At 46.1% G+C, this 18,746-nt stretch carries 17 protein-coding genes and 1 tRNA gene; 8 read left to right on the top strand and 10 right to left on the bottom strand.

Annotated elements, in window-relative coordinates; translation table 11 throughout:
- Window positions 1–365 precede the first annotated feature (365 nt).
- Both EAE30_RS07360 and EAE30_RS07355 read left to right on the top strand, forming a co-directional pair.
- Window positions 366–1,841, top strand: coding sequence for a leucyl aminopeptidase (locus EAE30_RS07360; RefSeq protein WP_123015352.1), 1,476 nt, complete (start codon window positions 366–368; stop codon window positions 1,839–1,841).
- 390 nt (window positions 1,842–2,231) lie between these two features.
- Window positions 2,232–3,992 (top strand): lysophospholipid acyltransferase family protein, encoded by a 1,761-nt coding sequence (locus tag EAE30_RS07355; RefSeq protein ID WP_123015351.1) that lies wholly within the window; start codon window positions 2,232–2,234, stop codon window positions 3,990–3,992.
- A 170-nt stretch (window positions 3,993–4,162) separates the two neighbouring features.
- Here the strand turns inward: EAE30_RS07355 and fdhD are convergent, their stop codons facing one another.
- From fdhD to EAE30_RS07335, 4 genes are all read right to left on the bottom strand, one after another.
- Window positions 4,163–4,981 (bottom strand): formate dehydrogenase accessory sulfurtransferase FdhD, encoded by an 819-nt coding sequence (gene fdhD / locus EAE30_RS07350; protein ID WP_123015350.1) that lies wholly within the window; start codon window positions 4,979–4,981, stop codon window positions 4,163–4,165.
- A 50-nt stretch (window positions 4,982–5,031) separates the two neighbouring features.
- Window positions 5,032–5,118, bottom strand: a tRNA-Leu gene (locus EAE30_RS07345).
- Between the two features lie 169 nt (window positions 5,119–5,287).
- Complete coding sequence (locus EAE30_RS07340) at window positions 5,288–6,070, bottom strand: sulfite exporter TauE/SafE family protein (protein ID WP_123015349.1); 783 nt, start codon at window positions 6,068–6,070, stop codon at window positions 5,288–5,290.
- Between the two features lie 19 nt (window positions 6,071–6,089).
- Window positions 6,090–6,962 carry an NAD(P)-dependent oxidoreductase gene (locus EAE30_RS07335; protein ID WP_123015348.1) on the bottom strand — a complete coding sequence of 291 codons (873 nt, stop codon included), beginning with the start codon at window positions 6,960–6,962 and terminating at the stop codon, window positions 6,090–6,092.
- Window positions 6,963–7,353: 391 nt separating this feature from the next.
- On the opposite strand from EAE30_RS07335, the gene EAE30_RS07330 reads away from it, so the two are divergent.
- On the top strand, window positions 7,354–8,697 hold the full coding sequence (locus EAE30_RS07330) for an aminotransferase-like domain-containing protein (protein WP_123015347.1): 1,344 nt from the start codon (window positions 7,354–7,356) through the stop codon (window positions 8,695–8,697).
- A 53-nt stretch (window positions 8,698–8,750) separates the two neighbouring features.
- Here the strand turns inward: EAE30_RS07330 and EAE30_RS07325 are convergent, their stop codons facing one another.
- On the bottom strand, window positions 8,751–9,680 hold the full coding sequence (locus EAE30_RS07325) for a LysR family transcriptional regulator (protein ID WP_123015346.1): 930 nt from the start codon (window positions 9,678–9,680) through the stop codon (window positions 8,751–8,753).
- Window positions 9,681–9,778: 98 nt separating this feature from the next.
- On the opposite strand from EAE30_RS07325, the gene EAE30_RS07320 reads away from it, so the two are divergent.
- Both EAE30_RS07320 and EAE30_RS07315 read left to right on the top strand, forming a co-directional pair.
- A complete protein-coding gene (locus EAE30_RS07320; protein WP_123017289.1) occupies window positions 9,779–10,213 on the top strand; it encodes a DMT family transporter in 435 nt (144 codons plus the stop codon).
- Window positions 10,214–10,225: 12 nt separating this feature from the next.
- The gene (locus EAE30_RS07315; protein WP_123015345.1) at window positions 10,226–10,687 is read left to right on the top strand and encodes a DMT family transporter; all 462 of its coding nucleotides are present in this window, start codon (window positions 10,226–10,228) and stop codon (window positions 10,685–10,687) included.
- Between the two features lie 144 nt (window positions 10,688–10,831).
- On the opposite strand, the gene EAE30_RS07310 is transcribed toward EAE30_RS07315, so the two are convergent.
- Window positions 10,832–12,952, bottom strand: a complete 2,121-nt coding sequence (locus tag EAE30_RS07310; RefSeq protein WP_241967733.1) for a TonB-dependent siderophore receptor — start codon at window positions 12,950–12,952, stop codon at window positions 10,832–10,834.
- A 130-nt stretch (window positions 12,953–13,082) separates the two neighbouring features.
- On the opposite strand from EAE30_RS07310, the gene EAE30_RS07305 reads away from it, so the two are divergent.
- On the top strand, window positions 13,083–13,847 hold the full coding sequence (locus EAE30_RS07305) for a LysR family transcriptional regulator (protein WP_123015343.1): 765 nt from the start codon (window positions 13,083–13,085) through the stop codon (window positions 13,845–13,847).
- A gap of 173 nt (window positions 13,848–14,020) precedes the next feature.
- Here the strand turns inward: EAE30_RS07305 and EAE30_RS07300 are convergent, their stop codons facing one another.
- Entirely contained in the window at window positions 14,021–14,494 is a 474-nt protein-coding gene (locus tag EAE30_RS07300; RefSeq protein ID WP_123015342.1) for a GNAT family N-acetyltransferase, read from the bottom strand.
- A gap of 96 nt (window positions 14,495–14,590) precedes the next feature.
- Here EAE30_RS07300 and EAE30_RS07295 point away from each other — a divergent pair, with 96 nt between their 5' ends.
- Window positions 14,591–15,556: a LysR family transcriptional regulator gene (locus EAE30_RS07295; RefSeq protein WP_123015341.1), complete on the top strand. Its 966-nt coding sequence runs from the start codon at window positions 14,591–14,593 to the stop codon at window positions 15,554–15,556.
- 354 nt (window positions 15,557–15,910) lie between these two features.
- Here EAE30_RS07295 and EAE30_RS07290 read toward each other — a convergent pair whose 3' ends face one another.
- Both EAE30_RS07290 and EAE30_RS07285 read right to left on the bottom strand, forming a co-directional pair.
- Window positions 15,911–16,786 (bottom strand): EamA family transporter, encoded by an 876-nt coding sequence (locus EAE30_RS07290; RefSeq protein WP_123015340.1) that lies wholly within the window; start codon window positions 16,784–16,786, stop codon window positions 15,911–15,913.
- Window positions 16,779–17,135, bottom strand: a complete 357-nt coding sequence (locus EAE30_RS07285) for a uracil phosphoribosyltransferase (RefSeq protein ID WP_123015339.1) — start codon at window positions 17,133–17,135, stop codon at window positions 16,779–16,781. Before EAE30_RS07285 ends, EAE30_RS07290 begins: the two co-directional genes overlap by 8 nt.
- Window positions 17,136–17,291: 156 nt before the next feature.
- On the opposite strand from EAE30_RS07285, the gene EAE30_RS07280 reads away from it, so the two are divergent.
- On the top strand, window positions 17,292–17,777 hold the full coding sequence (locus tag EAE30_RS07280) for a MarR family winged helix-turn-helix transcriptional regulator (RefSeq protein WP_123015338.1): 486 nt from the start codon (window positions 17,292–17,294) through the stop codon (window positions 17,775–17,777).
- 426 nt (window positions 17,778–18,203) lie between these two features.
- On the opposite strand, the gene EAE30_RS07275 is transcribed toward EAE30_RS07280, so the two are convergent.
- Entirely contained in the window at window positions 18,204–18,695 is a 492-nt protein-coding gene (locus EAE30_RS07275) for a site-2 protease family protein (protein WP_123015337.1), read from the bottom strand.
- Window positions 18,696–18,746: the final 51 nt, after the last annotated feature.

The raw sequence follows: 18,746 nt of genomic DNA, 5'->3' as shown, positions 1-18,746 counted from the left end.
TTCAATCACCAATATTGATATAAACTTCACTAAAAATACTCAAGTGAGCCTATTGATGACGGCTTCATTGACTATTTTATAAATTAACAATAGCTCACGATGGACAATTTAAAAGAATAACGACGGACTTTATTGAGGTATCAGTTAAAAATAAGGTCGCGCTGCTTGAGCGATGCCTAGGCTGTGGCCAAAAGCATATCGGTTGCCAAGTGTGCGCCCATCCCTTACCCTAAACGTGCAATTCGTATTGATTGACTTGGTTTGCCCTGTCGATTGGGTCGGTGTTGTCTTTACACACCGGACCGACTAGGCACCTCCTCATGATCACTACTTCGCAATAATAAAATCGTAAGGATACCTCACAGATGAAAGTTCAGTTTTCTCCACTTGCTCTACCGACTCAGGGCACGGTCATTTTCTTGATGGCTCAAGACGCTCCCTTATCAACGCTGGCTCAAAAGCTCGATGATCAAACCCAAGGTGCGCTCTCTCGTGCCATGCGTGTTGAGCAATTCACTGGTAAGAAAAATACGCTCGTGAACTTAGTGGCCCCAGCCCATACCGAGCTTGATCGCGTGATTCTTCTTGGGGTGGAAAGCCAAGCTGAAACCGATGTTCAGCAATCAGCCGATACGCTGGTTAGCTATGTGGAAACCTTTAATCTCACGGATATTCATGCCATTGCTGAAACCGACTCACAAGCCGCGCACTTTGCCTACGGCCTGCAGTTAAGTCATTATCGTTTTGACAAATACCGTACTCGTGCAGAGCTACAAGCCAAATGCGTGTTAGAAACGTTGACTGTGGCTACCGATGATCCTAAAGCGGCTCAAGCACTTTACCTACCTCTTGAAGCGGTTGCTGAAGGAGTAAAAGTCACCCGCGATCTGATCTGGGAGCCGGCCAATGTGGTCTACCCTGAGTCTTTCGCACAATTTTGTATCTGCCTTAAAGAACATGGTCTTGAGGTCGAAGTCGTCAACAGCTATCAAATGGGTGAGCTCGGCATGACGTCTCTTTTAGGGGTTGGTCAAGGCTCGAAACACGAGAGCCTTATGGTCATTCTTAAGTATACCGGCACCCAAGACAGCGATGAGCCTATTGCCTTCCTCGGTAAAGGGGTCACCTTTGATAGTGGCGGCTTGTCACTCAAGCCAAACGCGTCCATGAATACCATGAAAGAAGATATGGGCGGAGCGGCTACCGTGACCGGTCTCATGGTGGCACTGGCAAAACGTAAAGCCAATGTGAACGCCATAGGGGTATTGGGCTTGGTTGAAAACATGCCAAGTGATAAAGCACAGCGTCCCAGTGATGTCGTGACATCCATGTCAGGTCAAACCATCGAAGTGATGAACACCGATGCGGAAGGCCGCCTAGTACTCTGTGATTTGATGACTTACACACAGCGTACATTCAAACCTAAAGCCATGTTCGATTTAGCCACATTAACAGGGGCGGTCCTCGTGGCGCTCGGTGAAGAAATTGCGGGTATCTTCTCCAATAATGATGAGTTAGTGGAAAAAATCACTGCTGCTGGGGAAGCCGAACAAGAATACGTCTGGCGCTTACCATTAGGTGGACAGTTTGATCGTCTACTGAGAAGTGAGATCGCGGATATGCGTAATGATGGTAATAAACCTCGAATTGGTGGTTCAAGCGTTGCCGGTCAGTTCCTCTCTCGCTTTATCGAAAATGACACCCCTTGGGTGCATATTGATATCGCAGGAACCGCATGGACTAAAGAAGGCCAACCGAATAAACCCAAAGGCGCAACTGGCTATGGGGTACGTTTACTGGATCGCTTAATCAAAGAGCAATTCGAAGCAAAAGAAAAGTAACACCTACACTCAACCTATCCATTTAGAGTAAATAACTAAAAAAGCAGTAAAACGGCTGCTTTTTTAGTGATTCAGAGCAAAAATGCGTTCAAGCCTGACCGAGGCTTGTAATACACATTGTTATATTCTATAAATTAGGCTCAAGGTAAACAACGGTATGCCATTACAACATCCAATACTTCGCCTCCCCCTTGAAAGTATTCGATACGTCATACCGTTATTTACCTTGTCCTCATGCTAAAATACCTTTGTTCCCTCCTCCATACCTCTTAAGTGCAATTCTTTGCATGCGCAAATTCAGCCTGTCACAAAACTCTCATCTCTTTGCAGCGTCGCTGACACAGTCACTGCTTAACATAACCACTAAACTTTATGTGCAAGGTGGTTGTTATGTTATCGACGAGTCCTTTTAAATTACCGCGTAAAACGCCATTCGGTTTAGGCGAGAACATTGCCGAATGGGCAACGGGGTTAAACCAACTCGATAAATTTTATGCACAGCGCCCAGCGAACTGTGATACCCGCCAGTTTCTGCGCTTTACGTTGGATGTCCTCAATATCCATTATCAAGTTGTTCGCGGCACCTTAAATACCATTCCTGAGCACGGTCCTACCGTTGTGGTCGCCAACCATCCTTTAGGCTGTGTTGAAGGGGTCATTCTCGCTGAACTGTTGCTACAAAAACGCAGTGATGTGCAGATACTGGCCAATCACTATTTAAAAACAGTGCCCGAGCTGGATGAGCTCTTTATTGGTGTCGATGTCTTTGAGGGTACCAAGGCGATCCGCTCCAATCTCGTGGCGATGCGTCAAGCGCATAAACATCTCGCGCAAGATGGTTTGTTACTGATTTTCCCGGCAGGCGAAGTCTCTCAACTGGTCGATCGCAAAGCGCGCCGCCTCGAGGATAAGGAATGGAGCCAGTCAGTTAGCCGGCTCATACGCAAACACAAAGCGCAGACCGTGCCCGTTTATATCGACGGAAAAAATTCCCATCGCTTTTATATGGCGGAAAAGATTCATCCTTTACTTCGTACTCTGATGTTAGGCAGAGAGCTTCTCAATAAAAAAGCCTCGACGATTAATCTCGCCATCGGAGAAACCATCCGTTTCAAAGAAGTCACGCACCTTTGTGACCAACAGTTGGTCAATTACTTACGACTCAATACCTACTTACTGCAACCCGTCTCCAGCCAGCCACGGGATAAAGCCACACATGATCATTGTGTGATCCCAATTGCCGAAAGACGGCCTATTGATGAGTTGCTACAGGATATTCGTCAACTCTCCGATGATGAAAAAATGCTCAGCCATAATCAATTTGATGTTTTCTGTACGACCGCTGAGAACATCCCATCTATGTTGCTGGAAATAGGCCGTGTTCGCGAAGAAAATTTTCGACTGGTCGGTGAAGGAACAGGACGAGATTTAGATATTGATGAGTATGACCGCCACTATTTACACCTCTTTATTTGGGATAACGAACAACAACAATTAGTCGGGTCCTATCGCTTAGGGCTGGTCGATAAACTCCTCGAACACGGTCATATTAACGAATTGTATTCCAGTTCTCTGTTTCAATACGATCTTCAATTTATTGAAAATATGGGAAAATCCATCGAGATGGGCCGCTCGGTTGTCGATCATCGCTACCAAAAATCCATGGCACCGTTACTTCTGCTTTGGAAAGGGATCGCGACTTACGTGGCTCGTCATCCTGACTACACCCATTTATTTGGCCCAGTCAGCATCAGTAATGATTACAGTGAACAAGCGCGTCGCCTACTGGCTGATACCATGACGCTGCATTACTACGATACTCAGCAAGCTCAGTGGGTCGCAGCCACAAATCCACTGCCGACTCAGCAAGCGCAATGGAATGCGAGCTTGCTGACCTCTTTAGCCGACTTACAGTTATTAGGTCGCGTTATCTCACGCATCGATGAAGGGAAAGGGGTGCCAGTGCTACTGCGTCAGTATCTTGGGTTAAACGGCAAATTAGTCAGCTTTAATGTCGATCCCGATTTTAATGATGCGTTGGATGGTTTAATTGTCGTCGATTTATTGAATGTGCCAGAGAAAACCTTGGCACGCTATATGGGCACAGACAGTACAACACAATACCTAAGTTATCATGGTAAAAAGCGTTAGGCCTACGATGATCCAAAAGCTCATTGAGCGTTTGGCCTATGATGCTCCAAAAGCTAATTGAGCGTTTGGCCTACGATGTTCCTAATGCTTGCTCAGTCTAGCAACTCTATGTAATTGCGGCGTAAATAATAAAAAGCCCGCATGATAATGTCTCATGGTGGGCTTTTTTATTACTCGACTTTGAGTCGCTCAGGGTGGGTATAGATATTGGCGCGCCCACGGCGACAATAGCCGCACAGAGTGACGTTCAAGCGCTCTGCAAGATCGGCGGCCATGCTGGTGGCAGCAGAGACGGCAAATAACAACTCCACGCCACATGCAACGACTTTCTGTACCATCTCAAAGCTCGCACGACTGGTGACAAGTATCGCCCCACCGCGTTTATGATGACGCAACATCCATCCAATGAGTTTATCAAGCGCTATATGTCGCCCAACATCTTCAAAGATGGCTTCTAACTCGCCGTCAACATTCAGGTAGGCCGCCGCATGGGTCGAGCCTGTGCGTTGATTCAGTGTTTGATGACGATGCAGTTGCGCCAAAGCCTCATCAAGTCGCTCAAGATCAAAATGATCACGTGTTGGTAATGGCGTATGGTAACGGCATACGGAATCGAGCTTTTCAGTACCGCATATGCCACATCCGGTCATGCCAGCTAAAGACCGACGTTTTTCTTGTAAGCGTGCGACGCAGCGGTTGGCTATTCGCACATTCACGGTAATACCGGTATCTTGAGAGGAAATGTCGATGTCGTGGATGTCTTTACGCGCGTCAATGATGCCCTCGGTCAGGGCAAAACCACTGGCAAATTCCTCTAAATCGTGAGGCGTACACATCATCACCGTATAGGCGATGTCATTGAAGGCGATGGCGACGGGCGTTTCTTGGATAAGATCATCATCAGCCACATCCCAATGCGCGTTTTTTGTATAACGGGTGATGACTCGAGTTTGATAAGCGGGGAAAGGAGATGAATCATCAACGCTCATAGTATTCCTAGAGATATAACCTACCCCCGGGCGGGAGTAGGTAATAAAGTTGGTGCAGATGGGGAGACTTGAACTCCCACGACCGTTAGGTCACTAGCACCTGAAGCTAGCGTGTCTACCAATTCCACCACACCTGCGATGTGTGCAAACACTATCCTGCTGTTACTCTAAGATGAAAAGCGCCAGACAATCAAAAAGTGACAAAAATCACACTTTATGGCAATTTCTGGATGAATGGTTGTCATTCGTCAACCTCACCAGCGCCCCTACTCTCATGTCATTGCTGACACGAAGCAAAAGGCTGAGCTAAATTAAAAACTTATACCCTAGCGATAACATCAACAGACTCAGCGAAACAGAGATGGTGCGCTGAATCAGCTTAGGCCCGTACTTCATAGCGGAACCACTGCCCACATGATTACCCAGTAAATTCATCGCCACCAGCGGAATGGCCAACCAATACATCACATGTCCTGCCAACATAAAGGCCATCAGCGCGCCAATGTTGGAGGAAAAATTAAACATTTTTGATGTGGCAGACGCAGACACCAAGTCAAACTTGAGCAGGTAATGCAGAGCAAGAATGAGAAAACTTCCCGTCCCCGGACCAAAAAAGCCATCATAAAATCCAATCACAAATACCGCAGCAGGCACGCCAAATACAATGACGGTCTTATTGATTGGCGCGGCGCGATCCTCATGGCTATTTTTCTTCGGAATGAAGGATAAAACGATGCCAAAAGGAAGCATAAAGAGAATAATTTTACCAATCGTATCTGGGTCAAAGTAGAGAATGGCTTGCGCCCCTGCGTACGCACCGATAAGTCCTGCAGGAATACCGGTTGCCACAGCCGCCCAAATGACTTTTTTATTGCGTATAAAATTATGGATTGCGGCGATAGTACCGAAGGTACTGACCATTTTCTCTTGCCCAAGCGCCAATTGAGGTGGCAATCCTGCCAGGATAAAACTGGGCACTAAAATTAAGCCGCCGCCACCTGCCACTGAGTCAATAAACCCAGCCGCAAACGCCGCGACCATTAATGCCATCAGTATGAAAAGTGTGAGATCGTTACCGAAGAGTTCCATTCTAAAAATTCCTGCCTAGTTATTGTTCATAGATTTTGAACAGCACCGAGGTATCCATGCGCCCCAAACCTTGGTGTTGTAGTGACTGATACTCACGGTCTACCGTTTGAGTTAACGGAAGTGCAATCCCCATCTTCTGTGCTTCATTGAGGCAAATACTGAGATCTTTATGCATCCAATCAATCGCAAAACCAAAATCGAACTGACCTTGCGACATCGTGACGGCTCTGTTTTCCATTTGCCATGATCCCGCGGCACCATGCTGTAATACATCAACTAATTGACGAATATTGAGACCGGCTTTTTGTGCCACAAGAAGACCTTCGCTTAGCCCTTTTAATACGCCAGCAATACAGATTTGATTGACCATTTTACTACGCTGCCCCTGACCATTTTTGCCCATTAGAGTCGACTGCTGGCCATAACTTTTCAAGACAGGTTCTACGCGTTCAAAAACCGCTTGTTCGCCGCCACACATAATGGTTAAAGCAGCATTTTCAGCGCCAGCCTGACCGCCAGAGACAGGCGCATCAATAAACGAAAGGTTCTTCTCCAAACAGGCTTGAGCTAACTCTTCGGCAAACTCAGCAGATGTGGTTGTATGATCAACCAACACAGACCCCGGAAGCATCCCAGCGAGCACACCGTCTTCGCCATATACGACACTTCTTACATCGTCGTCATTTCCCACACATAAAAACACAATCTCAGACTGATTAGCCGCTAAGCGTGGCGTTGACTGATATTCACCAGAAAACTCTTGAGCCCAGCGTTTTGCTTTGCTTGCTGTGCGATTAAATACGGTGGTTGTATACCCTGCTTTGGCAAGGTGCCCCGCCATTGGGAACCCCATTACACCTAATCCTATAAAAGCGACGTTGCTTGTTTTCATTGTATTGTCCTTAATTTTTTCGAGAAATGGGAAGTCTTGAATCAATCAACAGCCTTGTTGTGCGTATTTCTATCTCAAAGGTTCAATTACCGCCAATTGACATAATTCAATATAAGCTAACATTTGGTAGAATAAACGAGTGAGCCAGAAACATCACGGTTGCTCTATTGACGGATATATACCGTGCTACTTGCCTTGGTATCTCGTATAAACTCGCACTAACCTGCCATTATCACAAAGCAAATTGAGTTAACTCAATATTGTGATTTTAGATTAATAACATAATTGAACTATGTCAATATTGAGTTGGTTTTTTATTTAAAGCCATCAACGCCTAAAAAGACCTATGTTATAGTCAGCTAAACATCTGGCTTATTCGAGGAGACACCTTGTGAGCAATAGTAAATTCATTCACATAGCAGAAGTGATAGAGCAGAAAATTGAAACAGGTCAGTTTCCGCCAAACTCTAAGCTCCCTACTCATCGTTTACTCGCTGAGGAACTGGAGACAACCCCTGCTACCGTTGCGAAAGCGTATAAGCGACTGCATGAAAAGGGACTGTTAGAATCATTTATCGGACGAGGAACGTTTGTACGAGGCCACTCGGAATTAGACCAAGCCATCCAAGCCCCTGAAGATGATGAGCACCACTACAACTTCTCGTTGTTACAGCCCTGCTTGTATAAAAATTTACCGGCGCTCAAACACGCCTATCGGCAATCAGCGGATCAGCTAACCAACTCGCTGATTGGGTATACCGAATATACTGGCCATGAAGCTCATCGGGCGGCAGGTGTGAAGTGGGCGCAGCAATATGGGCTAGAGGGCGGCAACACGCGTAATACTTTGCTCACTAACGGTGCGCAACACGCGTTATCTCTGCTGATCGATGCCCTCAGTCAACCAGGAGAGACTCTACTAGTGGATGAACTGACCTACCCGGGAATTCTTGCTATCGCGAGTATGTCTGGCCGTCAAGTGGTTGGCGTCAGCTTGGATGAACATGGCTTATGCCCTCACGCATTAGCCGCCGCGATTGATGAACATGAGCCAGCACTGGTTATCACCATTCCCAGCCATCAGAACCCGACAGGTATTTCAATGCCTGAGTCGCGCAAGAAAGCCATCGCTGAGGTCATCAATCAAACGCACACTTGGTTAATTGAAGACGATATTTATGGCTTCTTGGATGAGCAGCCTATTGCGCCCATCGCGAATTTTGCACCGGATTATACGTTTCATATTTCCGCGCTCTCCAAAGCCATCAGCCCAGCCATGCGGTGTGGCTATTTAAAAGTCCCCGATGGGCAAATCGCCAATTTACACGCGCACATTCGAGCAAATATTTGGCTCTCTTCACCTATCAATTTCATTGCGGCAACGCACTTGATTGAATCTGGCGACGCGTTTCGTTTAGCAGCCGAGCAGCGTGAAACCGCACAAGAGCGACAAAAAATCGCGCGCTCAATACTCACGGCGGTCACCTGCCGCGCATCGGGTTATCACATCTGGCTCCCCCTGCCCTCACAATGGCAGCCGGATCGATTCACGCTCGAAGCGAAAAATCGCGGCATTATTGTCACCAGCGGCAGTTACTTTTGTGCGAATGGCGAACAAACGCCGCACGTACGCCTATCACTCATGGCCATCAATAATGAAGCGCGCTTAATCGCTGGCTTAGAACAACTGCAGACCTTACTGGCGACGGATATGACCTCGTTTTTCCCCTATTAGTGCCGCCAGTTAAACCTAGCGATATGGGCCAGTTGGTAACCCATGTCGCTAGGTTATTGCCAATATAAGGGATGACCGTAGACGTCAACAAAGTAATCAATCACCGTTCTCACATTGAGTGGTGGGTGGCGCACATTGGGATAAACCGCAGCAATGCTTTGAGGTTGCGTATTAATCGCGGCTTCATAGTCGGGCAAGAGCGCTACCATCTTCTCTTCCTGTAGCTCTTGACCTATTAGCCAATCCGGAAACAGCACGATCCCCATCCCATGAAGAGCTGCGGTGAGCAGTCCATTGGCATCATTGGATGTGAGTACTGGCGTCACCGGATGCTCGCGCCAAGCTTGGTCTGGTTGGCGGAACAACCACCGGTTCGCGCCCTCAAATCCTTTATAAACCAAGCAACGATGGTGATTAAGTTCACTTAAAGAGGTAGGCGTACCGTATTTGGCAAGATACTGGGGAGAAGCCGCCAAATGGTAGCGTTGCGTTCCTAACACGCGAGCATGAAATGAAGAGTCAGCCAGATTCCCTATCCGAAAGATAATGTCTGTGCGCTCTCTTAATGGGTCGATGAATTCATCCGTTAACGTCAATTCAACCGATAACCGAGGGTATCTTTCTGATAACTCCGCCAGCCAAGGGGCAATATGGCGCTGACCAAAAAAGACAGGCGCATTAATACGGATGAGCCCAGATGGTTCCTCTCCTCTATCTTGTAATGCCTCTTGCGCCTCTTCCATTTGTTCAATGATTCTTTGTGCGTAACGAAAGAACAATTTTCCTTCTTCCGTCGGCGTGATTGAGCGCGTATTGCGATAAAACAACTGCTGGCCCAAGGTATCTTCAAGCTGATGAATGGTCCTTGAGATCATCGATGCGGACACGCCAGCACGACGTGCCACAACGGAAAAATTTTGCGCATGAAAGACACTCACAAAAAAGTGCAGAGTTCTAATATCAATCGTACTTGCGAGATTCATTAATGCAATTCCTGCAAAGGTGATTGTTAAATTATGCCGTTTTTCTCAATCAATCACCACCGTATGATGCACGCCTGATTTATCAACCTCATAGTATCATGCAATTTTTGTTAATTTTATTCGTCATCGCCGGAGGGATGGGACTTTCAGTGGAAGCTGGGATTCTTGGACCACTCGGGGAAAAAGTCGGTCACCTGTGGGCAACATTGAGTATTTTTGGGGTGGGCGCGGCTCTCACTTTTTTACTGATGCTGTTCTTCAGCCCACGCAATAGCCCTTCCTTTTTTGAACAACCCGCTTGGCAATTAACGGGCGGTATTTTAGGGGCAGGTTATGTCGTCATTTTAACCGTCGCAACCCCTGTCATTGGTATTGCAATGACCATGGTCGGCATTCTCGCAGGACAGATATTCAAAAGCGTCATCATTGACCATTACGGCTTGCTCGGTACACCAGCGCGCAAAGTCGGTAAAAAGCGCTTATGTGCGCTCGGGTTTATCTTAGCCGCCTTAGTGCTGATCGCACTCGACTAATAAGGACATATCATGACGATTTTAATGATTATACTGGCCGTATTCGGCGGAGCATTATTGAGCATCCAAGCGGCGATTAATGGACAATTAGGTAGTAAGGTTGGCGTATTTCGCTGTGCGTTTTTAACCTTTTCTACAGGAGCGCTTATCACAGCATTAATGATTTTCTACTTCGATACTGGCGAGCACCAAAGCCTGATGGATGTGCCGAAGTGGCAACTGTTAGGCGCGATGTGTGGTGTACCCTATATTGTGATCATGGTGTTTGCAGTGCAACGTATCGGTGTCGCGGTCTCCACGGTCGCGGTGATTTTCGGGCAACTCACGATGAGCATGTTAATTGATAACTTTGGTTGGCTTGACAACCAAACATTGCCCTTCTCCATCAATCGTATTGCGGCGGTCATATGCCTAGGCGTTGCGCTGTACTTTATCTATTCAAGTAATCAGGAATCTGATAACCACAATAGCTAGCGAATAAACAGAACAAGCCAACAAAAAGCCGAGCTCAATGCCAATGAGCTCGGCTTTATTCGTTTAGTCACCTGTTGGCTATCCGGCCAAACAATCTGTCCCCACTGTGACCATAACCCATATTACCATGACCAATACTCGGTATTACCATGAATAGTTCAATGCGGCATTAAACGAGCGACTCGGCGTGTAGTAATTCGCGGTGCCCGACCCCACAACGGCTTGTTTATCCGTTATGTTGTGCACATTGAGTGACAGACTCGCAGCACTAGAAATACGATAAGCAAATGCTAAATCAAACAAGGTGGTGGCAGCACTTTTGGCACTGTTGTCAGCATCAAAGTAATAACTGCCGACATACCGCGCGCCCAATCCCACATCCATGGTCTGATTGGGCAAGGTGTAGTAGCCCCATAATGACGCGGTATTTCTTGGCGCCGTAACAAACTCGTTGCCATCAAGCACTTTTCCCGTACTGGTACTGCCGCGGATCACTTCAGACTTCATATAGGAGTAACCGCCGATCACCGTCACATCGTCAGTCAGCTCAGCCTTCATTTCAAAATCCAATCCGCGCACACGAGTCTTACCAATGGTTTCTTGCTTGATCGTCCCGTTATCTTGAACAATCGACATGTTCACATCATCTTTTTTCAGATCATACACCGCCGCCGAGAACAGCGCGTTCTTGTCTAACGGCGCGTATTTGACCCCTAACTCAACCTGCTCACCTCGCTCGGGTTTCACGCCAATCGTCGGTGGCGCTACCGACTCAACTTGACTGATATAGGTGGACCATTCTTGGTTTAATTTCACAGTAAATGCGCCGCGCAATGAGGTTTCCGAGAAGTCATCGCTCTTCTTCACGCCCGTTAAATCGCGATTGGAAAGATCCATATCATCATGGCGAATACCCACGGTCACAATATAGCGATCATCAAATGATAGGTTTTGCTGCAAGAACACCGATTGAGTCGTTTCATTTTGATCATTTTGACTGTAAGGCGTGCCAATTGCTGGCTTACCGCTATAAACCGGGTTTTGCAGATCAATGCTGCTCGCCGCACCATATACCGAGCTATCTTGGGTGGAAGAATCACGATACTCCAATCCCACCAGCGTACTGCTGTCTATGCGCGCAAAACTGATCGCATATTCCAACATCGTATTGCCAATAAATTGCTCTGATGAGGTGTCAGTGCCAAAGTAAGCACGCGGTATCACACGACTGGTACGGCTTTTCGAATCCGTTAAATACACGTAACCAAAATCGTCGCTTAACTTGCTGTAACGCAGATTACCACTTAACGACAGGCCATTATCAAAATGATGGGATAACTGGGCTGTCACATTGGTTCGTTCCACATCATGCTGGTTATAATCGGGCTCACCAAAAAAGTCCTCCCGATCGTACTGTCGATCGATGGGGTATCCGCCGCTATTGGGCGTGCTATCACGACCTAAATAGTCCACCACTAAGGTCGCCGTAGTGCTGACCGAAGGCTGCCAAGTCAGCCCACCCATGATCAGTTGAGCGTTATCTTGGGAATGATCGTATTGCAGATCGCCATCTTGCACTTTCGTCGTCAAACGGTAAGCGATCGTCCCTGAGTCATTTAACGTATCACCAAAATCCAACCCCATTTCTTTATGATCAAAAGATCCGTACGCCACATAGCTATTGCCAAAGCGTTCAAACTTAGGCCGTTTACTGACAAAGTTAACCGATCCTCCCGGATCCGCTGGGCCAAACAACGTTGAGTTCGCACCGCGGATCACTTCAACCCGCTCATAGGCGTAAGGATCTTCACGCACACCACGCATCGAGCCTAATGTCATCCCATCGCGATACGTTGTCGCCTGAAACCCACGAATTTTAAAATAATCATTACGATCATCAGAGCCATAATAATCCGTCACCAGCCCTGGCGAGTATTGCAACACTTCTTCTGTCGTCGTCGCGTTTCTCTGAGTGACTTCCTTTTCAGTAATAATTGAGACTAACGCCGGAGTATCGAGCACGTCGGTGGCCACTTTGCCCCCAACCCACATTTCTTGGGCAACCGTGGTATCGGCATCGGAAGACGCAGGCTGACCATAAACGGTAATAGTATTCACTCGATGCGCTTGCTCAGCTTGGCTCCTCTCTTCAGATTGTGCGAACACCACGCCAGAATAAGACACAATAGGAATAGCACACAGCAGCAGTGGCATCGCACAACAACGTTCCCTACGCGAGCGTTGACCACCTTGAATATTTTTCATTTTTATCATCCTGTTATACCAATTCTATTGTTAGCTTGCGTTTTTAATAATGAGAACGATAATAGTTACTATTTGTAAAAAATAGAATTGATATATCGTTATCAACCGATACCAATAGAGAAAGACAGATATGGAGTTACGCCACCTTAAATATTTTTTAGCGGTTGCAGAAACACAAAACTTGCGCCTAGCCGCGCAAAAAGTTCATGTTACGCAGCCGGCCTTATCAAGAAAAATTAAAGAGCTTGAGGAAGAATTAGGATTACAGTTATTTGATAGGTTACCGAAAGGATTGCATTTAAACCGCACCGGAAAGTTTTATCAAAAGCAGTTAGGAGGCATCATCCGGCAAATTGATGATGCGAATGAGCGCGTACGCCAATTTACTCACACAGAACGTGGATCACTCACGCTGGGCGCGCCAGATTTCGTGTTATGGCAGGGCGAGGTGAATCAATCGCTCAGTCACTTTCGTCATCAGTATCACAATGTCGAACTCGAAATGTATTCAGATACGCCGATGGTGCTGCTAAAGCGTTTAGAACTCGACCAAATTGATGGCGCCTTTCTCTACCATTATGCAGAGCTGCCGCCAGAATATTCCGTACAACCTATCGCTCAGGATAAGCTGGTGCTTGCTTACCCAGCCTGTTGGGAGTCATCCATCGCCTCGTCACTGACCATAGACAAACTCAATCAATTCCCTGCGGTGCGCTTACCACGCAGCGTTGACCCTTATTATTACGATTGGTTAGAACAGCGGTTTAACCGTATTCATTGGGCCCCTAATACAGTGGAATGGGCCCATGGTGAAAGTACGATGTTGGGATTGGTCGCTTCAGGAGTGGTGTCGCCATCGTCAATGAACGACATTTTTTCCGGCCATCTTCAATGATTCAATACACATCATTAGAACAGTTACCCGATACCTCCCCCCTGAGTTTTGTCTATAAAAATACCTCAGATAATCCCATGCTGATGCGATTTTTGCAGTTACTCGCCAAGTAAACCGCATGCCGACGTCAACTCTCATTCAAGTACGTGGCAATGAGGGGGATTTGACGACAGTCACGCGGTCGCAAATCTGGTCAGCGCTTCCCCAGACAAGCGATACACTCGCCATTCTGACTGCTCTTGTGCACCAATGTGCTGATAAAAATCGATGGCTGGCTGGTTCCAATCCAATACTGACCACTCAAAGCGTCCGCACCCATTTTCTACCGCGTGTTGCGCCAATGTTTTCATCAATAACTTACCCACGCCCGATGAACGATAAGCGGGCGTTACGTACAGATCTTCCAGATACACCCCATTCTTGCCAAGCCAGGTCGAGTAATTGTAAAAGTACACGGCAAACCCAACCGCTTGCTCCTCGACTTCACAAATCAGCGCATGCGCAGTCGAGTTTTCACTAAACACGCTGTCAATAATATCGGCTTCTGTCGCGGCAACGCTGTCTAAAGCATGCTCGAATTCCGCTAACTCTCGAATTAACTGCAAAATCGTACTCGCATCGGCGATATTCGCCACTCTTACCTTCATGATGTCACACTCCTTTTTTATTTGTTCGCAGTGTAACAACTTCCTTGGTATGCTTTAAATGCATTGTTTTCATTTATAACCTGCATGGTATTCACAATGAATATTGACCATCTCGATCTCAATTTGATGAAAGTCTTTTACCACATCTATCAAACTCAATCTGTGCGTCAGGCGGCCGAGAAACTTCATATCAGCCAATCGGCGTGTAGTCATAGCCTTAGCCGATTACGAGAACGCCTCAATGATGAGCTCTTTATTCGCATTAACGGTCACATGGTCGCCACAGACCAAGCACAACGCCTTGCGCTATCTGTTATTCCTGCGTTGCAATTGCTCTACAGCGGACTAACCACCGCGACTCCCTTCGAGCCTGACGTGGGAGAACATCATTTTACGCTCTCAGGGTATGACTTTGCGACTTGGTGTGTCATGCCGCAATTGACCACGTATCTGGCTCAACACTTTCCCAATATTACCGTGCGTTTTGTACACACACAGCCGAAAATACCGACCCAACAACTGGAATCTGGCGAGATCGATCTGGCTCTGGGGTTTGATCACGAGGAAGAAAAATCCAACCATATTGGCAATGCGGTGTTACTCAGTGGGCAATATTGCATTGCCATGGATGAACACCATCCGGCTCTACAAAGATCGTCTTCACTGCAACTGGCTGACTTTTTACATTATTCGCACGTGCTCATCGCACCATGGAGCGAACAACGCGGGATTGTGGATGTGACATTAGGCAAACTGAATAAGAAACGCCGCATTGCCACGACATTGCCGGGCGTGCTCAGTGCCCCCTATGCATTACCGGGCACAGATTACTTTCTTGCTGCGCCTCAATCGTATATCAAGACGTTAGCGTCCACACTGCACCTGAGCTATTGCCAGCCCCCCATCAGCCTGCCTGATTATCAAATCAAACTGTATTGGCACAAAACGAAAGAAAAGGATCCCAAATTACGTTGGATAATGGAGTTACTATTGACGCTTTTTACAGCCCATCCCTCTGTTGGCAGCAAGAGTCAGAATTTCATTAACAAAGAGGATGTATAGGTAAGGCATCAGCAGCGCAGATACAAGTACAAAACTAAATTTGTAGCGTATGGGCATTGTCTGCTTACGTCCTTGGTCGAAAATCGTCGACCCTGTAAAAACAAAAAATACGATAGTGTAGATTGTCGCTAGGTAACCTAAAGTCATATAGGTTAACGTTACAAGAGTATAGACATGTTCCATATTACATCTCCTTTAAAGATGACTGATTCACCGTAGTTGTTATCAGGTTTGGCTAGTTGGGCGAGCTGTATGAAGTTCCGTTTCAGAATGAATACCGTCATTCACAGCAATAGCCTTGCATCCGACGTTATTCACCAACGACATCCAACGCCATGATTTGTGGCGCTTGAGTTAACGCGCTCGGTTGTTTGCTGGTTTCGGGCGAGCCACATATACCGAGACAATAATGGCGACCGAACCAACAAGTTGTAGCTGAGTAAACGACTGACCAAGGAAGACATACCCCAGCAAACAGGCGGAGACTGAACTGAGAAAACCAAGAAACGACGTCGTGACCGGATTTAACCTTTCAATACCACGGAACCAAACAAAGTAGCCAAATACCCCACCGATCAGACTTAAATAGGCATAACCAGTAATATTGAGAGCCGTCAGTGTTTGAGGGAAATCCTCATGCCAAAGGGCGATCGGCAACAGCACCAAACCACCCAGCGTCAATTGCCAGCCAGTAAAAGCAAGTAAAGACATGCCTTTTGGGCGTCCCCAATGCTTCGTCAGTAAAATGCCCATTGCCATACTGCATGTGCCAATTAAACCGATGAAAACTCCCCACCCATTCAGTTCGACCGCGCTGTTCAGAACCAAGACACCAATACCAGTAACCCCCACTACGGCAGAGACGATATGAGTTACGCTGAGTTTGTTTTGAAAGAAAATCGCCCCCAATCCCATAACAATGAGCGGTTGAATCGACATAACCAGAGCTGCAAGTCCACCTGGCAAGTAGTAGGCAGCTGCGAACAGGCAATAAAAGAACACCCCAATATTAAGCATCCCAAGCACTGCGATTTTTCCCCACCAAATACCACTTGGCCGAATCTTGCAAAACAACAATAAAATCAATCCCGCCCCAAGTGCCCGAATAACAGAAGCTAATAAAGGCAAGTCTGCAGGCAGCAACTCTGTTGTGACGATATAAGTACTGCCCCATACAATGGGCGCCATTGCTGTCAGAGCGACATTCATCAAGGTTTGATATTTATTCATCACTTTGTACCGGGTATGTACCAATATAACGATCGCCAAAACCTGCCATACCAAATCCCATGAACGCTTCATCATTCATGGTCTCTTCGATAAATTCGGTGATCAGTTGAACGGAAGGATGTACGGTCATTAAGCTATCCAGCCCTGCGGAAGACGCCGCAGAAACCTTTTGATAGCACTTTTCGCTGATACACATCACCAATTGGTGTCGTGACATGCTGCTTCGAATCATCTGAACACTAAAATACGTGAATGCCCTTACGTCAGCGTGCTTATCGCGGATTTTAGTATGCAGACAGGCTAGCTCGGAGATGTGAGGTAAAACATGAACACTTCCTTGAAGACTCATAATACGTTTCCTTTTAGTGTTTGTTACTAACAAGGTTGGTGGTAGAATGCTTGTAACTTTTAAATAAGTATCTTTTTGAAAAGATATATCAGCAAATATACCTGTAAAAATCTTTTTTTCAAGTATCTTTTTAAAAAGATACTTTAAGGAGTGAAAATGGATTACGATCATGTAGACCGGTTGTTGGTACAGTGGCAACATCAGCGACCAGATCTAGACTGCTCACCGATGGGGGTCATTGGCCGCTTAAGTCGAATGAGTCGAATTGTGGACAAAAAACTAAACAAGACATTTAAAAATAATAACTTAAGCGCGGTGGAGTTCGATATTCTAGCCACATTGAGACGTGTTAACGAATCGATGACCCCCACCGAACTGTATCAGACACTGATGCTATCCTCCGGTGCAATGAGTACGCGTATTGAGCAGTTAGTAAAACGGGAGTTGATTGAACGTATCGCAAGCCCAGAAGACAGAAGAAGCTGTAGTGTCGTACTAACAAATGAAGGTAAAGCGTTGATAGATAAAGTTCTTGAGGAGCATATTATCAATGAAAAGGCCACCCTTGACCCACTTACTGACGAACAACGTGAGCAATTAGCCAGCCTACTTAGAATCTGGCTGTTGACCAACGAATCTTAATTTCTCAAGCCTGCAGTTTTGCAGGCTTTTTTTACGTCAACTCAATAGCAATTTAATGAGGCCCCCTAACATACCGGAAAGAACGCCCTAAAGGAGCTTGCTCTATCACGATGGACTTAAACCGTCATTGTCTTCTTTAGGTAGGATCTTAAAAAACTATATAGCATATTGATAATAAATGAGATATTGAGAAGCTAAATGCCACAATGTCAAAATTGATTGCCTATCAGCATTGATTGTAAGAGAGGAATAAAGGTTCATACTAATTACGACCATCAAGCCTGAACCAAGCGACAACTGAGTATTAAAATAGCATACTGGCTGTAACTCACTTTTGGACAAAACCTTCTTAGCTAAAATGACTTAGTAGCATCAGTTCAGATAAGAAAAAGTATCTTGAAACCTTAAACGCTTGTATTGTTAGGTTTATGCCCCTTGACCTTTCATTACACCAAATAACTCCAGCACTTGCCTACCATCACTGGGCATACCCTCATACGCACCAAAGTAGCTTGGATAGTATATTGGTATTGATGTAAATAAAAATTGAAACAGTAAAAAGTACAGCCCAAAATCTACCAAATATTGAGCTAAGTACGGTAATTCATAGCGCCTAAGCAGATATAAGCCGATACATAAAATTAGAGATACAACAGGACCCATTAACAACGAAACAACTTGTAAATTTTTGCTTACATCTCTTTCTATTGAAACAAAGCCAACATTCATCGACAAAGGTGTGATTAGGAGCTTTAATTTACCAACCTGAAATTCCTTAGCATTACTTCCACTTCCCAATCGAATTTCTACCGCATGACCTGTCAATAATTGAGGAGTTGCATGCCCTAACTCATGAAGTAGCACAATCAATGGCATTACCAACACAAATCCCAAAACTAGACCAATTAAAATTCTCACACACAACCTCCTTATTACGAGTAAGCAACAAGATTAATATATGTCTTTTTG

This window comes from Vibrio zhugei (assembly GCF_003716875.1).
GTDB classification, from domain to species: Bacteria; Pseudomonadota; Gammaproteobacteria; order Enterobacterales; family Vibrionaceae; genus Vibrio; species Vibrio zhugei.
The sequence above is the reverse complement of the archived record's forward strand: the minus strand, read 5'-3'. Positions and strand labels throughout refer to the sequence as shown.